Below are 17,038 nucleotides of genomic sequence, written 5' to 3' on the forward strand. Positions count from 1 at the left end.
TGATAGAATAGACGATGAACGTTCTCTTTTGCTGCGGCGCAGTCATTTGTACGTTGGAGGTTCTGCATTCATGAACGGAAAATATGCCGATGACAGTTTGATGCTTCATACGGACTTATATCAAATCAATATGGTCGAAACGTACTGGGAAGACGGGATGCATGAGCGCCGCGCCGTGTTTGAGGTGTTTTTCCGCAAGCTGCCGTTTGGCAACGGCTATGCGGTGTTCGCTGGGTTGGAGCGTGTGATCCAGTTTTTGCAACAGTTCCGCTTCTCGGCCAGCGACATCGACTATTTGCGGAAAGAACTTGGCTACCGCGACGATTTTTTGGATTATTTGCGGACGCTTCGCTTTACCGGCACGGTCCGTTCGATGCGCGAAGGAGAAGTGGTGTTTGCCAACGAACCGATCATGCGCATTGAGGCGCCGCTCGCCGAGGCGCAGCTCATCGAAACGGCCATTTTAAACATCATCAATTTTCAGACGCTCATCGCCACGAAAGCGTCGCGCATTAAGCATATTCTCGGGGACGAACCGGCTTTGGAGTTCGGCAGCCGGCGGGCGCAGGAGATGGATGCCGCGCTTTGGGGCGCGCGCGCGGCGTACATCGGCGGGATAGAGGCGACGTCGAACGTGCGCGCTGGCAAGCTGTTTGGCATTCCGGTCGCCGGAACGCACGCCCATTCGATGATTCAAGCGTATCACGATGAATACACCGCCTTTTTGAAGTACGCCCGCCGCCATAAAGATTGCGTCTTTCTTGTCGATACGTATGATACGTTGAAATCGGGAGTGCCCAACGCCATTCGCGTCGCCAAGGAGTTGGGCGACCGAATCAACTTTATCGGCATCCGCATCGACAGCGGCGACTTGGCCTATTTGTCGAAGGAAGCGCGGAAAATGCTCGATGAAGCCGGATTCCCGAACGCGAAAATTTTTGCCTCAAACGATTTGGACGAAGATACGATTTTAAACTTGAAGTCGCAAGGGGCGAAAATCGATGTTTGGGGGATCGGCACAAAGCTCATTACCGCGTATGATCAGCCAGCGCTCGGCGCCGTGTACAAAATGGTGGCGATCGAAAACGAACAAGGGGAAATGGTCGATACGATCAAAATCAGCGGCAATCCGGAAAAGGTGACGACCCCGGGGTTGAAGCGGGTGTACCGCATCGTCAACAAAATCAACCAGAAAGCGGAAGGCGACTACATCGCCTTAGAGAGCGAAAACCCGCAGCAAGAAGAACGATTGAAAATGTTTCATCCAGTGTACACATTCATCAGCAAATTCGTCACCAATTTCGAAGCGCGCGATTTGCATGTGACCGTTTTCGACCAGGGCAGACTTGTCTATACGTCGCCGCCGCTTGCCGACATTCAGGCGTATGCGAAAGAAAGCTTGCGCTTGTTTTGGGAGGAGTACAAACGGACGCTCAATCCCGAGCAATATCCGGTCGATTTAAGCCAGGCGTGCTGGGACAATAAGATGGAAAACATCCGCAAAGTGAAAGAAGCGGTGGCGCGCATGTCGATGAACGAGTAGCCGGCCGCTGGACGCGGACAAGCTGAGAGGCGGATCGGCGCTCGCGCGACAGGCGGCGATGGGATGGTGAACCCACCAGGCGTCTCGCTGCACCTCGTTCTCGGCTGGTGGAGCGGCGGATGACGCACCGCCTCCTTTTTTGTTTGTCGCGGATGGAGGAAGTTCGCCATGGGCTTGCCGTCCGGAAAACAGCGGGACGGCCGCCACGACGAAAGCAGGGTGTCCCGAATCGGCACGGGACACCCTCTTCCATCGCGACAACGTACGTATAGAACGCTTTGCTTGAGACTTATGAAGACAGCCGCCCTTTTAAGTTGGTCTCTTTCAGTGTGGACGGTTGCCGGTTTTGGCTTGAAAGCTGCCGGTCGAGTTCGTCAACGAGGAAGGCGAAATGGCGCAAGACGCGCTCGACCGGTTCGGGGCTTGTCATATCCACTCCGGCCCGCTTGAGCAGACGGATCGGGTCATCGGATGCGCCGGCGCGCAAAAATTGTTTGTACCGCTTTACCGCTTCGCCGCTTTGATCGGTTTTGATAGCGCGCACAATGGCGTGCGAGGCCGCGAGCGAAGTGGCATATTTGTATACATAAAAGGCGTCGTAAAAATGCGGGATGCGCAGCCAGCCGCGCGCGGCGCCGGGATCGGCAGCGTAAGCCGGGCCGTAATACGTTTTGAGCAGGCCAAGCCAAAGATCGTTCAATTCGTCCGCTGTGAGACTGCCGCCTTGGCGCACCTTGTCGTGAATCATTCGCTCAAATTCGGAATACATCACTTGCGTGTACAATGTGCCGCGAATTTGCTCGATTTGTTCGATGAGCAGGCGGAGTTTTTCTTCTTTTGTTTTCGCCTGTTTATACAAATAATCGAGCAGGAGCCATTCGTTCGCCGTTGATGCCACTTCCGCGGTGAAAATCGAATGGCCGGAATAATGGTACGGCTGCGCCTCGTTCGTGTACACGGAATGCATGGCGTGTCCAAGTTCGTGGGCCATCGTCAACACGCTGTCAAGCGAACCGCTGTAATTGAGCAAGATGAACGGATGGGTGTCATACGCTCCGGTGTTATAGCCGCCCGTATATTTTTTCGGGCGCGGGTAGACGTCCAACCATCGTTCTTGAAACGCGCGGTGCACGCGGCGAATATAGTCGGCACCGAGCGGCTTGAGGCCTTCCATGATGAGCGTCTTCGCCGTTTCAACCGGAATTGGCTTCATGGGTTCACTGACAAGCGGTACGTACAAGTCATAGCTATGGACGCGGTCCAGCCCGAGCGCGCGCCGCCGCAGTGCGACGTAGCGGTGAAGCGCCGGCAAGTGGCGGCGGGTGGCGGCGATCAAATGATCAAACACTTCCTTCGGTACGTCATCGGCGGCGAGGGCGGCGGCGAGGCCGGACGGATAGCGGCGCACGTTCGCATACAATTCATCCGCTTTCACCGAAGCATACAGCGTCGCGGCGGCGGTTTGTTCCATGGCTTCATAGCTTTTGGCTTTCGCTTCAAACGCTGCTTTTCGATAACGGCGGTCCGAGTGTTCAAGCATGGCGGCGTATTGGTCATCGGTCAACGTCACCGTTTTTCCGTTCGGCATCTTGACAGACGGCGGCTCATAATCGCCGCGGGCGGCGTGGTCATAAATGTTCTCCGCTTCCCCGAGTGCCGGCAATAGTTTCGCGAGCAGCTGTTCTTCGCGTTTTGTGAGCGTATGCGGTTTTTGTTCGCGCAACTCATGGAAGTAATAGCGGTACGCCTTCAGCGGCTCGCTGTTTTGCAGCTTCTTGAGCGTCCGCTCCGGGAGGGCGAGCAGCTCCGGTTCGATAAATGCAGTCTTTGCCGCATAGTGGGCGGCGAGCGCTTCCACTTTTGCCCCGAGCCGCGCGGCCGTCTTGTCTTCGATGTTCAAGTCGCGTTTTAAATGGGCGTAAAGCGACAGTTTTTCGAGCTTGCGGGCCGTTTGTTCGTTGAGGGCGAACAGTTGGGCGATCGTCTTGGCATCGTCAAGCTTCCCTGCAAACGCCGCCAATTTCGGCAAGGCGTTTTGCACCGCCTGATAGTCGCGCATCCACTCGTGCTCGGATGGGTAAATGTCAGCTACATTCCATTCGTATGCGGTTTCGGCGGCCGATGTCGGCCATGGGGAGGTCAAAAGAAGCCCGGCGGCGAGCCCAAGGAGCCAGCGCTTCATATGATCACGTCCTTTGCCTGTTTTCCTCTTGTTGGTAGTATGCGCAAGCAGCACGATTTTAGCCAAAAAAAGAAAGGGAGACGATCCATGGAACGAATCCGTTTAGCGGACGATTTGACTTTTTCTCGCCTGATTCACGGCTGTTCGCGGCTTGCCGACTGGGGCTATTCGGCCGAGCAGCTGCTCGGGCTCATCGAATTTTGCCTTGAGCGCGGCATCACCACGTTTGACCATGCTGATATTTACGGTAACTACACGTGCGAATCGCGCTTTGGCGAGGCGTTGGCGTTACAGCCAAGCTGGCGCGGCCAGATGGAGATCGTGACGAAATGCGGCATTAAGCGGCCATCGAAGTACGGAATGAAGTCGTACGATACAAGCAAAGATCATATCATCGCTTCGGTCGAGCAGTCGCTGCGGAATTTCCGCACCGATTATATCGATGTGCTGCTCATCCACCGCCCCGATCCATTCATGAACCCCGAAGAGGTGGCCGAGGCGTTTTTGCGGTTGAAACAGGATGGAAAGGTGCGTTATTTTGGCGTCTCGAACTTTAAACGTTCGCAGTGGGAACTGTTGCAGTCGTATTTGCCGTTTCCTCTCGTCACCAACCAAATCGAAGCATCGGCGTACCGGCTCGAAAATTTTGCGGACGGCACAGTGGATCTTTGTCTGGAAAAGCGGGTTCCACCGATGGTGTGGTCGCCGCTCGCTGGTGGAGCGATTTTTTCCGCTGACGATGACCGGGCGGTGCGGTTGCGCGGGACGCTTGAACAAGTGCGGGGCGAAGCGGGCGCTGCGACGATCGATGAAGTGCTGTATGCGTGGCTTCTCGTTCATCCAGCGCGGATGATGCCGATTGTCGGATCGGGAAAACGAGAACGCATCGAGCGGGCGGTGCGGGCGCTGTCTTTGCCGCTTTCCCGCGAGCAATGGTTCGCCATTTGGCAAAGCTCGATGGGGCATGAGGTGCCATAAGGGGAGAAGCCGATGAAAGTCATTATTGCGGAAAAACCGGACCAAGGGGCGACGCTCGCCTCGATTTTTCAGACGAAAAAACGGCAAGGCTATATCGAAATTTTGCCGAATGACTTATTTCCGGATGGGGCGTATATGACATGGGCGATCGGGCATTTGTTTCAGCTCGCCCCGCCCGAGCGGTACCGCCCGGAGTGGAAACGGTGGACGCTCAACACGTTGCCGATCGTCCCGGAACGGTTCGAGTATGAGATCGAAAAAGCGAAGGCGAAACAGTTTCAAGTGATTAAGGAGTTGCTGCGGAAGCCGGAAGTGACGGAAATCATCCATGCGGGAGACGCCGGGCGCGAAGGGGAGCTCATTGTGCGCAACGTGATCCGCCTGAGCGGCGTTAACAAGCCGATCAGGCGGCTTTGGCTGTCATCGTTGACCCCAAAGGCCATTGCCGAAGGATTTCGCCGCCTGCTCGATGAGCAGACGACGCGTCCGCTCTATGAAGAAGCGTACGCCCGCGCCTGCGCGGATTGGCTCGTCGGCATGAACGCTTCGCGCGTGTACAGCTTGTTGCTGAAAGAGCGCGGGATGAACGATGTATTCTCCGTCGGGCGCGTGCAGACGCCGACCTTGGCTCTTATTGTCCGGCGCGAGCGGGAAATCGAGCAGTTCCGCTCGGAGCCGTTTTGGGAAGTCATCGCTTCGTTTGTCATCGGCGACAAGCGCTATGAAGGAAAATGGACGGATGAAAACGGTCAAACGCGTCTTAAGGACGAGGAGATGGCGAAACGAATCGCGGCCTTTTGCCGCGGGAAGCGGGCGGAAGTCGCCGACGTCCGCACCGAGCGGAAAACGTATCAGCCGCCGCTGTTGTTCAACTTATCGACGCTGCAGGCGACAGCGAACAAGCTGTACCGCTTCTCGCCGAAAAAAACGCTCGATGTGCTGCAATCGCTCTACCAAAAAGGAATCGTTTCGTACCCGCGTTCGGATTCGATGCATGTGACTAGGGGAGAGGCGGAAACGTTCCCGGCCATTTTGCAAAAACTGTCGTCGTTTCCGGCGTACGCTTCGTATTTTCCGCTGCCGCGGCCGTCGATTTTACAGAATAAACGTTATGTAAACGAGAAAAAAGTGACCGACCACTACGCCATCATCCCGACGGAACAGGTCGTTGACCCGGAGAAGCTGTCGGCCGACGAGCGAAACGTGTACGATTTAGTTGTCCGCCGCTTGATCGCCGCCCACCACCAAGCGGCGGTCATGGATTATACGACCGTCACGACGTTGGTTGACGGTCGGGCTCGCTTCGTTTCGAAAGGAAGGCAGGTTGTTGACGAGGGGTGGCGCACCGTCATCCGTCCGCATGAGGAGGAGAAAGACGCGGTGCTGCCCCCGCTCGAGCGGGGCGAAGCGGGGGAGGCGGCCGCTGTCAAAGTGAAAGAAGGGAAAACCGAGCCGCCGAAACGGTATACGGAAGGCGAACTCATCACCTTGATGAAAACGGCGGGAACATTTTTGGACGATGAGGAGCTGGAAAAAGTGCTCGCCAAAACGGAAGGGCTCGGCACGGAAGCGACAAGGGCGGCGATCATTACGATGCTGAAGGAACGAAAATACATTGAAGTCAAAAATAACCTCGTCTATCCAACGGACAAGGCGAAAGTATTGATCGAGGCGCTTGGCGGCACGATTCTCGCCTCGCCGGAAATGACAGCGAAATGGGAGCAGCGCCTAAGCGAAATCGGCGAAGGAACGGCCTCGCCCGCCGCGTTTATGGAACAGGTGAAAAAGCTGGCGCAAAAAGTGGTCGCTGACGCCATCGCTGCCGCCCCAGCTTGGAATTTTAACGGGGTCGACACCGCCTCGATCCAGCGGACGAGAACGAAAAAAACGATCGGTGAGAAGCTCGGGCCGTGCCCGCTTTGCGGAGGGACCGTCATCGACAAAGGAACGTTGTACGGCTGTGACCAGTACGCGAAAACAAAATGCTCGTTTACGATCGCCAAACGCATTCTCGGCAAATCGATTTCGGCGGCCAATGTAAAAAAGCTGCTGGCAAAAGGAAAAACCAATGTCATTAAAGGATTCAAAAAAGGCGGAAAAACGTTTGACGCTGTCCTTGTGTGGGATGAAAACGAGAAGAAATTGTCGTTTCAGTTTCCGAAGCGGTAATGAAGGCAACAGAGGAAATAGGGGGCGGGGCGCTTGGCGAAAGGGCGGACCGATGGCGTCCCGTCCTTTTTTGCCGGTTCCTCCGTTTGCGGCTCTTGAATCCGTTCCATCAGCCGCTCCGGCTCGCTTAGCGCGGCGGCCTCCTTTTTCATAAAGGATACACCGAATCGGATCAGATGGAAACGATTTCATTTTTAAACAATAATAATATTATGTAAACTAGAATCCCGGCTTTCTCCTTGAAGGCTAGTCAATGGTCGGGCGGCCGGCGGCAAGCGGCGATGCGAGCCGGGCGGTCGGGATAGTCGGTAAAGATCCCGTCCACGCCCATGGCGCATAGGCGCGCCAGATCGTGCGTTGCATTGACGGTATAGACGTGGACGATGAGCCCGCGGCGATGGGCGGCGCGCACTCGCTCTTTGGTGACGGCCGAAAGCGGCAAGCCGATGCCATCGGCGTAGGCGGCGATTTGTCTCAGCCGTTGATCGTCCCAATGTTGCGCTTCCCTTCCGTCGATTAATTGGATGAGCGGAATGCCGCGCGGAATGAGCCGGCGCAGCGCCTCGAGGCTTTTTCGGGAAAACGATTGAAACATGACGCGGCCGGGGCGCAACATGTGATGGCTTTGCAGCAGGTGCGCGACGGCCTTTTCGATGCCGGGCTGTTTCGTTTCGATGTACAACGGGGCTTCCACACGCTCCGCTTTCAACATCTGAATGACCTCATCAAGCGTCGGGACGCGCTCGCCGGCAAAGCGCGGAGCCAACCACGAGCCAGCATCCAACTTTTTGAGCTCACGAATTGAAAAATCGCTGACCTGCCATGGCGATCGGCGCGGATAAACGGTTTCGGCGTTTGTCGTCCGAGCGAGTGTGGCATCATGCAAAGCGACGAGCTTCCCGTCTTGGGTGGCCCGCACATCGACTTCGATATAGTCGGCCTGCATGCGGGCGGCGAGGCGGTAGGACGTGAGCGTATGCTCCGGCGCGTGTCCGGATGCGCCGCGGTGGGCGATGATGATCGGTTTCGGGGCGACGGACGGCTGTGCGGCGGTTGATGCGGCGAGGCCGAGCGGCAGGCACAATAACCACAACACATGAAGCCATTGGCGGAGGGCGGCGGTTCGGCGCAACGTCGTTCCCCCCTTTCTCTTTGCATTATACTTTATTGAAATGAAGCGATTGTGAAGCGATGGTAAAGATGTGGTGAAACGCACGGGACATGAATCCTTATTTGTATTTTGCTTCCTTTTGCAAAATGGTATGCGTTTTGATTCGAACGGGGAGGGTTGTTGCTGCCTACTGTAAGTGCCAACAAAGACGTTGGGCTATAGCCAAGCGGCAAGGCAACCGACTTTGACTTCCGTGATGCGCTCGTTCGAATCCAGCTAGCCGAGCTGAATGGCCGGACGGGGCGGCTTTTGCCGCGTAGCCGGCAGGCAAAAACGGCTTCCGCCATGTCGTGTGGGGCCGTTTTTTCGTTCGCCGGACAGCGAGGACGAGCCAATACGTTCAACGTCTAGTTTAGCAAAACTCCACATCTTTTTCAAATATAAACAGCGCCGCAAAAAAAAGCGTAGTCAGCAGGACTTTGGCGAATGGTGGCGAATGCAAAAAGGGAAAGGAGAGAGCGACAATGAAAACAGCCGATTTATGCGATCAATTTTTAGACGAGCTGCAAGTATGCGAGGTGCCGTTCCAATCATATGGCGGAAAACAGATGTTTTCCGGACCGATTGCGACAGTTGACGTGTTGGAGGACAACGTGCTTGTCCGCGAAGCGCTCGAGACCGTTCCAGCGGGGACGGTGTTGGTTGTCGACGGAAAAGGGTCGCGCCGCGTTGCGTTATTCGGCGACCGATTGGCACAAATCGCCTGCGAGAGGGGGCTGGCTGGCGTCATTATCCATGGCTGCATCCGCGATTCCGCAGAAATCGGTGCGATGCCGATCGGCGTCATGGCCATTGGCACGTGCCCGGTCAAAAGCCGAAAAGAAGGAAAAGGCGCCCGCGACGTTGCGCTCGAGTTTGGCGGTGTGCGTTGGGAACCGGGAGCGTATGTGTACGCCGATGCGGACGGCATCGTCGTGGCCTGCGCCGATTTGTCGGCAAAAAACGGTTGACGGTAGCGTTTTGCTTGTACTACGATGGAGACAGATGCTTGTTCCATGACAGTGTAGATATGGTGAAGAACCCACAAGGTGCCTGAGCTCGTCAAACCGGCTCGGGTGAAAAAGGGAAGTCCGGTGAAAATCCGGCACGGTGCCCGCCACTGTGATGGGGAGCTTTGCGGCAACAAGTCACTGAAGAGAACTTCGGGAAGGCGCCGCAAGCGATGATCCTAAGTCAGGAGACCTGCCTTGTTTGGGTCGGACGGATGCCTACGGGACTATAGGCAGACGTGCGGGAGAATGAGGGCTGCATAAGGCCTGTTTGGGTCGTTTAAGACTTTTTTGTATACATTTTTCTGCACCTCTGCTGTAGAGGTGCTTTTTCTTTTGCCTGAAACCTGCTCGTCTGTCTGCATCTGAATTCTATCATTCTAGCCAAAAGGGGGGATTCGATGGCGACGTGGGATTTGCGGGGAATGAGGCATCATTTGTTCATTTGCAACGGCGGGACGTGCCTCCGTCATGGCGGGGAGGAAGTGACGCTGGCGGTGCGCGAAGAGATCGCCCGTCTTGGTTTAGACGATCTTGTTCATACGACACGAACGCGCTGCAACGGCCGCTGCCAGGATGCATGCGTGATGATCGTCTATCCGGATGGCGTCTGGTACCGAGAAATGACGCCGGAAAAAGCGCGGGAGGTGGTGCGCATCCATCTTTGTGAAGGGGCGCCGATTCGCGAATGGGCGACGTATGAGTTTGATGAGGAGGCAGGATGCAAATGGGCGCCAGCAGGGGAAAGCGAGGCGCCGGTTGGGAAGCGGAAAACGGCCAATGAACCGAAGGAGGCGAATCGACAATGATGCGAACAAGCCGTTGGGTTGTCATCGCGGCGCTATTGACAAGTTACTTTTTCTTGACGAATGAACAAGACGCGTACGCCATGCACATTATGGAAGGATTTTTGCCAGCGAAATGGGCGCTGTTTTGGTGGGGATTGTTTCTCCCGTTTTTCTTGGTTGGTTTACGTCGTCTCGTCCGCACGCTGAAAGAGCATCCGGAGCAAAAGCTGCTCATGGCCTTGGCTGGGGCGTTTACGTTCGTCCTGTCGGCGCTGAAAATTCCGTCCGTCACGGGCAGCAGTTCCCACCCGACCGGCATCGGCTTCGGGGCCGCGTTGTTTGGGCCGTGGGTGATGGTTGTCATCGGCACGCTAGTTCTTCTGTTCCAAGCGTTGCTGCTTGCTCATGGTGGATTGACGACATTGGGGGCGAACGCTTTGTCGATGGCGGTCGTTGGGCCGCTGGTTGCGTTTAGTGTGTATCAGCTGCACCGGCGCGGTCTTGTTTCACATCGAGTGGCGCTGTTTTTAGCTGCCTGTTTGTCGGATTTGGCGACCTATGTCACTACATCCGTTCAATTGGCAGTCGCGTTTCCAGCACCGGATGGCGGCGTGCTCGCTTCGTTTTTAAAATTTGCCGGCATTTTTGCCATCACTCAAGTGCCGCTGGCGGTGACGGAAGGCATTTTGACGGTGATGGTCTGGAACTGGCTCGCTTCATACCAAGCTTCTCCGCTATTTGAACGGGAAAAGGGGGCGTGATTCGATGAAGAAAAACCTGTGGCTGTTCGCTTTCGTATTGGTGTTGATCCTTCTTCCGCTTTGGTGGGCGCGCGGCTCCGAATTTGGCGGCACCGATGACCAAGCGGAACGGGCGATTCAAACGCTCGCTCCGCATTACCGGCCGTGGTTTGAATCGATTTTCACCCCGCCGGGCGGCGAAGTGGAAACGCTGCTATTTTCGCTGCAAGCCGCCCTTGGCGCCGGCGTCATCGGCTACGTGATCGGCCTGTATAAAGGGCGGTCGGAACGGAAGAACGGGCATGATTCGCGAGTTTGATCGGTTCGCTTACGACAATCGGCTGCGAACGTGGCGAGCGGAATGGAAGCTGGCGATGGCGGTGATCTTGTTGGTGCTTGGGATGATAAGCAGCTGGCGCGAACAGTTGCTCATTATGGCCGGGATGACGTATTGGATCATCGGTCGCGCCGGTGTACCGCTTTCGCTGTATGGAAAAGCAATGGCCGCCGCTTCAGTTTTTTTAGGAGTCAGCTTATTGACCATGGTCATTTCTATTTCCCTTCCCTTTCATTTGTCTATTTCCTATAGCCAGCTGCGGCCGGCCGCTGAATTGGCCGTTCGCTCGTTGGCGGCGTGGTCTTGTTTGTTTTTCCTTCTAATCACTACGCCGGCGCCGGAATGGTTTGCCGTCCTGCGGCGTTGTCGTCTTCCGGCGGCGGTTATTGAGCTTTGTTTTTTGATGTACCGCTTCATCTTTTTGCTTGAGCAGGCGGCGGCTGAGCTGTGGCTGGCGTTGCGCGCCCGCAACGGGGGAACACATTGGCGGCATGGGGGGATGCTCATGTACCAATTGTGGCTGAAGGCCGGGCAATCGTACGAAGCGCTCGGGCGTGCGCTTACCGCTCGCGGAGGAATCGACTCGTTTGTCTATCGGCATCAGCCGTTGGACACAAAACCACATACCATTGATATGGCGGCCGGCGCCGCGTTAATCGGGCTGCTGCTCGGCATGGTTTGGTGGAAAGGGTGAAAAAGGTGCTGCTACGGATGGAACAAGTGCGCTATGCTTACGATTCCTCGCGCGATGTGCTCAACGGGGTTGATTGGGAAATTCCAGCAGGAAAAAAATGCGCGCTCATCGGCGCAAACGGCTGCGGCAAAACGACGCTGTTTCTTCATTTGAACGGATTGCTGCGGGCACGGTCGGGCGCGCTGTATTGGAAAGGGAGCAACATGTATGAGCGCGGGGCCGATTGGCGGCGCTGGCGGCGTGAAGTCAGCCTCGTTTTTCAAAATCCGGAACATCAGCTGATTGCGCCGCTCGTGCGCGATGAATTGGCGATTAGCCTCGCTCACGCTGGGTTCAATGAAGAACAGATGAGAACCGCTTTGTCGGCGCTTGTTGATGAATACGGACTCGGTGATTGGCTCGATCGCCCGACCCACCAGCTCAGCCTCGGACAGAAAAAGTGGCTGACGCTTTGTTCGGCGATGGCGACAAAGCCGGACTTGCTTGTGTTGGATGAACCGACGGCGTATTTGGACCAGCATCAAACGAAACAGTTTTTGCGGCAAATCGATGTCATTCATCAAAGGGGAACGACCGTCCTTATCGCCACGCACGACATGGATTTCGTCTGGCAATGGGCCGATTGGGTCACCGTCATGCACGAAGGCCTGATTGTCAAGCAAGGACCGCCGGAAGACGTTTTTGCCGATCGCCGCCAGCTGCTCGCGGTCCGTTTGGACGTGCCGCTGTTTGTTCGGTTCTGGAAGGAGTGGGGGCCGAAGGAAGTTTCGATGCCGCGGCCATGGCCAGAAGAACAAGGAGGGGAAACGCATGGGAGGTAAGTTGTTGATCGTCGGCTTCGGACCCGGCAGTGTTGACCATATGACGAAGCGGGCCCGCGAAGCCATTGAAGAAAGCGACGTCATCATTGGCTACAAAACATACATTGAGCTGGTGCGCGATTTGATCGCCGGAAAGGAAATCATCAGCACCGGCATGACCGAGGAAGTAAGCCGCGCCCAAGCGGCAGTGAAGTGGGCCGAGCGCGGCAAGACGGTGGCCGTCATTTCCAGCGGCGACTCCGGGCTGTACGGCATGGCGGGGCTCGTCTACGAAGTGTTGATTGAAAAAGGCTGGACGAAAGACGATCCGATTGAAGTGGAAGTCATTCCGGGCATTTCCGCCATTCACTCGTGCGCCGCTTTGCTTGGGGCGCCGATTATGCACGATGCGTGCACGATCAGCTTGAGCGACCATTTGACGCCGTGGGAGCTGATTGAAAAGCGGCTCGAAGCCGCGGCGGCGGCCGATTTTGTCATCGCGCTTTACAACCCGAAAAGCGGGCGGCGCACGCGACAAATTGTGGAAGCGCAGCGCATTCTGCTTCGCCACCGGGCGCCCGAGACGCCAGTCGGACTAGTGAAAAGCGCGTACCGCGAACGCCAGCAGATCGTCCTCACCGACTTAGCCCATATGCTTGATCATGAAATCGGCATGTTGACGACGGTCATTATCGGCAATTCAACGACATTTGTTCACGATGGGCTCATGATCACACCGCGCGGCTATCAGCGCAAATATCATTTGACCGCGGCCGTCCAGCCGCTCAAGCCGCATGAGCGGCTGCGCAAAGAAGCGGAGCCGTGGGCGCTCGAACAGACGAAGCCGTTGAACGGTGGCCCCGTTCTTGAACCCGCCAGCGAGCCAGAGACTGAGCGACCTCGTGTTTCGGTGCCATCCGCGTCTTTACCTCTCTCTGCTTCGAGCGTCCCTCTGCCGGCGGCGGCCCGACAGGCGAAGGAGTCGGGGTCGGCCATACCGCCTGTCGACCGTCCCATGGCGGCGAAAGAAGTTGCCGAAGACGCGCTCGCTGCCTTGACCCACCGGTCTATGCGCCCAGCCCCGGTGCTGTTCGAGGCGGCCGTCAGTCCGGGCGTGGCCAATAAACAGTTCACTCCCGAACAGCTTATCGTGCTCGCGGAAGTGGTAGGGCCGGATGGAAAGATGACTTACACTCCGGACCATTATATGAAAATTGAACGGTTAACAGAGGATCCGGCTGGGCTGACGGCCCGTCTTGTGGCCGCCGGACTGACAGTGATGCCGGTCGGCGAGGTCCTGACCGTGAAAGCGTGCGATTTTTGTGACGGGGAGAAAAAAGACGCCATTCCGTACGCGGAGGAATTGGCGCGGAAATTCGGGGGCATGGCGTTGCCGAAAGAGTTGAAGCTCGGCGTCAACGGCTGCGGGATGGCGTGCTACGGCGCGGTGCGCGAAGACATCGGCATCGTGTATCGCAAAGGAAAATTTGATTTGTTTTTAGGAGGAAAGACGGTCGGCCGCAACGCTCACCCTGGCCAGCTTGTCGCCGAGGGCATTCCAAAAGAAGAAATCATTACCGTCATTGCTGATATTATTGAATACTATAAAGAACACGGTCATCCGAACGAACGGTTTCATAAGTTTTTCGCCCGCGTCAAGCAAATCGGTCCGTTTCGTCACGAAGAAGCAACGGCCGCTGCTGTGGAAACGGCCGCCTGCGGCGACTGACAACCGCAAGCCGTTTCCGACGGCGGCGGAAACAGCGGCCGGCTTCGTTGCCACTTGCGTTAGAAGGTCGATGAAAAACCGCTGTCACACACCAATCGGTGGTGTTTTTATTTAGAAAATAAAGTATATTATTAAATATTTTGGTTCATCACCACAACGTGTACTTGACAGACGTTGCACTTCTCTGAATAGGTGTAAGCAAAACATGATTGGTTTCCTGTTCTTTCGTGGATGCATCAGTAAGATGTGTGATGGAAAAATCAAGTACAACTTTTGGTGAAGAGCCAATATTTTTCTTGTTGATAAATAAATGGAATAAGTGGTATATTAAACAAAATTATCAATCTTCTAGTTTTTTAACTTGAGAAACGCGGTTAGGAGCAACATTTTCCTTACATCATCGTCCTTCTAGAAGGCAGGAGGCGAGCCAATACATGAAGAAGGAGAGAAAACGATGAAAGCCATTTTATTTGTCGGCCATGGAAGCCGCGATCCGGAGGGAAACGAACAAGTGGTGCAGTTTGTTGAGCGGCTGCGGCCGCGCCTTGCCGCTTCCTTTCATGTCGAAACGTGCTTCCTTGAATTTGGCCGTCCGTCGATCGGCGAAGGAATCGAACGTTGTGCCGAAGCCGGGGCGACGGACGTCGCGGTCATTCCGCTCATTTTATTGCCGGCTGGGCATTCGAAGCTCCATATTCCAGCGGAAATCGACGAAGCGAAAGGGCGCTATCCGCATATCACGTTTCGCTACGGCCGCCCCATCGGCATTCATGAGCAGACGTTTGCCATTTTGCGCGACCGGTTGCGGGAAATCGGCGAGCGTCCGGAACAGCCGGGCGACGGAACGGCGGTCATTTTGCTCGGCCGCGGCGGCAGCGATCCAGACGCGAACAGCGATTTATACAAAATCGCCCGCTTGTTTTGGGAACAGACCGATTATTCGCTCGTTGAGCCAGCGTTTATGGGCGTGACCACCCCGTCGCTCGATGATGCCGTTCACCGCTGTTTGGCGCTTGGAGCGAAACGGATCGTCATCTTGCCGTATTTTTTGTTCACCGGCGTGCTCATCAAGCGGCTCGAGCGGCAAGTGGCGCAATACCAAGCTGAGCACTCGCATCTCTCATTTGCGCTTGCCAGCTATTTCGGCTTTCATCCGAAGCTGGCTGACATTGTGCTTGACCGGCTCGAGGAGGCGCTCGGGCAAACGGTGGCGATGAACTGTGATGTCTGCCAATACCGGATTCACGCCGCCCATCACCATCACCACCATCATCACCATCATCATCATCATTGAAAGGGGGAAGCAGTGATGATTTTGTTGTTGGCTGGAACAAGCGATGCCCGCGAATTAGCGGTGATGATTCAGCACGCCGGATATGACGTGACGGCGACCGTCGTCACCGATCACGCCGCGGAACAGTTGCGAGCCGCGGGCATTCGAACGTACGTCGGGCGGCTGGACGCCTTTCAGCTGGCCGAACTCGCCAAAGCGGAAGGGGCGAAGGTGATTGTCGACGCGAGCCATCCGTTTGCCGAAGAGGCGTCGAAAAACGCCATGCAGGCGGCAGCGGAGATGGATTTGCCGTACATTCGCTATGAGCGGCGCGAGACAGCGATTGCCTCGGAGCGGGTGACATTTGTCGACAGCTATGAAGAAGCGGCGGACTTGGCGGCGGAAAAGGGCGGCGTCGTCATGCTTACCACCGGCAGCAAAACGCTTGACATTTTCGCCGCCAGGCTCATCGGCCGCCCGAACGTCAAGGTGATCGCGCGAATGCTGCCGCGCAAAGACAATCTTGACAAATGCGAGCGGCTCGGTTTTTCCCAAGAGCAGATCGTCATGATGCAAGGGCCGTTCACAAAAGAGCTCGACCGGGCGCTGTACCGCCATTTTGGCGTCACGGTCGTGGTGACGAAAGAAAGCGGCAAAGTCGGGTTTGTCGATGAGAAAATCGCCGCCGCCGAGGAGCTCGGGATCGAAGTCATCGTCATCCGCCGTCCGCGCTTGGCGTACGGCATTGTGCATCACGAGTTTGCCGGCGTGCTGGCGGCATTGAAAGAGCGCGTTCCGCTCCCTGCGGGCTGAGGCGCCCCGCCCAAACGTCCCGCGCAGTGGCAAACGATTGCCGCCTGCGCGCTTGTCTTCATTTTCTTCGTTTTTGTAGCGGCAGGAAGCAGTTCGTCCTTCATTCTCTTCTTCACCGCGGCGGGGAAAAGAGACGGAACGTACGTGTGGATATGGAAAAAGGAAAGGAGCGAGTGAGCATGGAATTTCATACAACATTTCGCCCGGTGACCGTCCAACCGGAACAGATCGAAGCGCGCAGTTTCCAAATCATTGACGAGGAGATCGGCGAGCACTCCTTTACGGCTGAGCAATATCCGATCGTCCAGCGCGTCATTCACGCCTCGGCTGATTTTGAGCTTGGAAAAAGCCTTCTCTTTCATCCCGACGCCGTTCGCGCCGGCATTGACGCCATTCGCAGCGGCAAGCTTGTCGTTGTTGATGTGCAAATGGTGCAAGCGGGTGTCAATCAAGCGCGCCTTGCGAAATTCGGCAGTTCGGTGCGCGTGTATATTTCCGATGAAGATGTCATCGCTGAAGCGAAGCGGCTCAATACGACGCGGGCGATCGTCGCCATGCGCAAAGCAGTGAAGGAGGCGGAAGGCGGCATTTTCGCCATCGGCAACGCCCCGACCGCGCTGCTGGAGCTCATTCGCCTCATCAAAGAAGGAGAGGCGCGGCCCGGATTGGTCATCGGCTTGCCGGTCGGATTTGTGTCGGCGGCGGAGTCAAAGGAGGAGCTCGCGAAACTCGATGTGCCGTTTATTACCAACCGGGGGCGCAAAGGGGGAAGCACGGTGACCGTCGCCGCTTTAAACGCTTTATCGCTGTTGGCCGAACGGGTGTGACGGGC

The 17,038-nt window shown here is 56.2% G+C and carries 16 protein-coding genes and 1 riboswitch; of the genes, 13 read left to right on the forward strand and 3 right to left on the reverse strand.

From position 1 onward, the window contains the following. The first annotated feature begins 70 nt into the window (after positions 1-70). Positions 71-1,543: a nicotinate phosphoribosyltransferase gene (locus B4113_RS01310; protein WP_033843828.1), complete on the forward strand. Its 1,473-nt coding sequence runs from the start codon at positions 71-73 to the stop codon at positions 1,541-1,543. Between the two features lie 289 nt (positions 1,544-1,832). Here the strand turns inward: B4113_RS01310 and pepF are convergent, their stop codons facing one another. Beyond that, positions 1,833-3,725 carry an oligoendopeptidase F gene (gene pepF, locus B4113_RS01315; RefSeq protein WP_051962691.1) on the reverse strand — a complete coding sequence of 631 codons (1,893 nt, stop codon included), beginning with the start codon at positions 3,723-3,725 and terminating at the stop codon, positions 1,833-1,835. 87 nt (positions 3,726-3,812) lie between these two features. On the opposite strand from pepF, the gene B4113_RS01320 reads away from it, so the two are divergent. Then, a complete protein-coding gene (locus tag B4113_RS01320) occupies positions 3,813-4,703 on the forward strand; it encodes an aldo/keto reductase family oxidoreductase (RefSeq protein ID WP_033843829.1) in 891 nt (296 codons plus the stop codon). Positions 4,704-4,715: 12 nt separating this feature from the next. Further along, positions 4,716-6,872, forward strand: a complete 2,157-nt coding sequence (locus tag B4113_RS01325; RefSeq protein ID WP_061912125.1) for a DNA topoisomerase III — start codon at positions 4,716-4,718, stop codon at positions 6,870-6,872. Here the strand turns inward: B4113_RS01325 and B4113_RS19810 are convergent. Both B4113_RS19810 and B4113_RS01330 read right to left on the reverse strand, forming a co-directional pair. Continuing rightward, positions 6,854-7,024 carry a hypothetical protein gene (locus B4113_RS19810; RefSeq protein WP_156102716.1) on the reverse strand — a complete coding sequence of 57 codons (171 nt, stop codon included), beginning with the start codon at positions 7,022-7,024 and terminating at the stop codon, positions 6,854-6,856. The two genes, B4113_RS01325 and B4113_RS19810, sit on opposite strands and share 19 nt — an antisense overlap. Positions 7,025-7,122: 98 nt before the next feature. Next, entirely contained in the window at positions 7,123-8,004 is an 882-nt protein-coding gene (locus B4113_RS01330; RefSeq protein WP_033843832.1) for a glycerophosphodiester phosphodiesterase family protein, read from the reverse strand. Between the two features lie 503 nt (positions 8,005-8,507). Between B4113_RS01330 and rraA the strand changes: the two genes are divergently transcribed. From rraA to B4113_RS01385, 10 genes are all read left to right on the forward strand, one after another. Then, entirely contained in the window at positions 8,508-8,993 is a 486-nt protein-coding gene (gene rraA, locus B4113_RS01340; RefSeq protein WP_033843833.1) for a ribonuclease E activity regulator RraA, read from the forward strand. A gap of 59 nt (positions 8,994-9,052) precedes the next feature. Then, positions 9,053-9,248: riboswitch (cobalamin riboswitch) on the forward strand. 185 nt (positions 9,249-9,433) lie between these two features. Beyond that, positions 9,434-9,841: a ferredoxin gene (locus B4113_RS01345; RefSeq protein WP_033843834.1), complete on the forward strand. Its 408-nt coding sequence runs from the start codon at positions 9,434-9,436 to the stop codon at positions 9,839-9,841. Next, positions 9,841-10,581, forward strand: a complete 741-nt coding sequence (locus B4113_RS01350; RefSeq protein ID WP_033020833.1) for an energy-coupling factor ABC transporter permease — start codon at positions 9,841-9,843, stop codon at positions 10,579-10,581. The genes B4113_RS01345 and B4113_RS01350 overlap by 1 nt, the downstream gene beginning before the upstream one ends. A 4-nt stretch (positions 10,582-10,585) precedes the next feature. After that, positions 10,586-10,879 (forward strand): energy-coupling factor ABC transporter substrate-binding protein, encoded by a 294-nt coding sequence (locus B4113_RS01355; protein ID WP_033843835.1) that lies wholly within the window; start codon positions 10,586-10,588, stop codon positions 10,877-10,879. Beyond that, complete coding sequence (locus B4113_RS01360; RefSeq protein WP_033843836.1) at positions 10,863-11,591, forward strand: energy-coupling factor transporter transmembrane protein EcfT; 729 nt, start codon at positions 10,863-10,865, stop codon at positions 11,589-11,591. Before B4113_RS01355 ends, B4113_RS01360 begins: the two co-directional genes overlap by 17 nt. 5 nt (positions 11,592-11,596) lie before the next feature. Further along, positions 11,597-12,412, forward strand: a complete 816-nt coding sequence (locus B4113_RS01365; RefSeq protein ID WP_231559833.1) for an energy-coupling factor ABC transporter ATP-binding protein — start codon at positions 11,597-11,599, stop codon at positions 12,410-12,412. Next, positions 12,402-14,120: a precorrin-3B C(17)-methyltransferase gene (gene cobJ / locus B4113_RS01370; RefSeq protein ID WP_033843837.1), complete on the forward strand. Its 1,719-nt coding sequence runs from the start codon at positions 12,402-12,404 to the stop codon at positions 14,118-14,120. Before B4113_RS01365 ends, cobJ begins: the two co-directional genes overlap by 11 nt. A 454-nt stretch (positions 14,121-14,574) precedes the next feature. Beyond that, entirely contained in the window at positions 14,575-15,414 is an 840-nt protein-coding gene (locus B4113_RS01375; protein ID WP_033843838.1) for a sirohydrochlorin chelatase, read from the forward strand. A 15-nt stretch (positions 15,415-15,429) separates the two neighbouring features. Beyond that, positions 15,430-16,206, forward strand: a complete 777-nt coding sequence (gene cobK / locus B4113_RS01380; RefSeq protein ID WP_033843839.1) for a precorrin-6A reductase — start codon at positions 15,430-15,432, stop codon at positions 16,204-16,206. A 179-nt stretch (positions 16,207-16,385) separates the two neighbouring features. Further along, positions 16,386-17,033 (forward strand): precorrin-8X methylmutase, encoded by a 648-nt coding sequence (locus B4113_RS01385; RefSeq protein WP_033843840.1) that lies wholly within the window; start codon positions 16,386-16,388, stop codon positions 17,031-17,033. Positions 17,034-17,038 lie beyond the last annotated feature (5 nt).

It is taken from the genome of Geobacillus sp. B4113_201601 (assembly GCF_001587475.1).
In the GTDB taxonomy this organism is placed as follows: domain Bacteria; phylum Bacillota; class Bacilli; order Bacillales; family Anoxybacillaceae; genus Geobacillus; species Geobacillus icigianus.

Coding starts and splice junctions, on each gene's coding strand:
- pepF (WP_051962691.1), bottom strand. CDS start 3,725: ATGAAGCGCTGGCTCCTTGGGCTCGCCGCCGGGCTTCTTTTGACCTCC.
- cobJ (WP_033843837.1), top strand. CDS start 12,402: ATGGGAGGTAAGTTGTTGATCGTCGGCTTCGGACCCGGCAGTGTTGAC.
- B4113_RS19810 (WP_156102716.1), bottom strand. CDS start 7,024: ATGAAAAAGGAGGCCGCCGCGCTAAGCGAGCCGGAGCGGCTGATGGAA.
- B4113_RS01375 (WP_033843838.1), top strand. CDS start 14,575: ATGAAAGCCATTTTATTTGTCGGCCATGGAAGCCGCGATCCGGAGGGA.
- B4113_RS01360 (WP_033843836.1), top strand. CDS start 10,863: ATGATTCGCGAGTTTGATCGGTTCGCTTACGACAATCGGCTGCGAACG.
- B4113_RS01355 (WP_033843835.1), top strand. CDS start 10,586: ATGAAGAAAAACCTGTGGCTGTTCGCTTTCGTATTGGTGTTGATCCTT.
- B4113_RS01385 (WP_033843840.1), top strand. CDS start 16,386: ATGGAATTTCATACAACATTTCGCCCGGTGACCGTCCAACCGGAACAG.
- rraA (WP_033843833.1), top strand. CDS start 8,508: ATGAAAACAGCCGATTTATGCGATCAATTTTTAGACGAGCTGCAAGTA.
- B4113_RS01325 (WP_061912125.1), top strand. CDS start 4,716: ATGAAAGTCATTATTGCGGAAAAACCGGACCAAGGGGCGACGCTCGCC.
- B4113_RS01345 (WP_033843834.1), top strand. CDS start 9,434: ATGGCGACGTGGGATTTGCGGGGAATGAGGCATCATTTGTTCATTTGC.
- B4113_RS01350 (WP_033020833.1), top strand. CDS start 9,841: ATGCGAACAAGCCGTTGGGTTGTCATCGCGGCGCTATTGACAAGTTAC.
- cobK (WP_033843839.1), top strand. CDS start 15,430: ATGATTTTGTTGTTGGCTGGAACAAGCGATGCCCGCGAATTAGCGGTG.
- B4113_RS01320 (WP_033843829.1), top strand. CDS start 3,813: ATGGAACGAATCCGTTTAGCGGACGATTTGACTTTTTCTCGCCTGATT.
- B4113_RS01310 (WP_033843828.1), top strand. CDS start 71: ATGAACGGAAAATATGCCGATGACAGTTTGATGCTTCATACGGACTTA.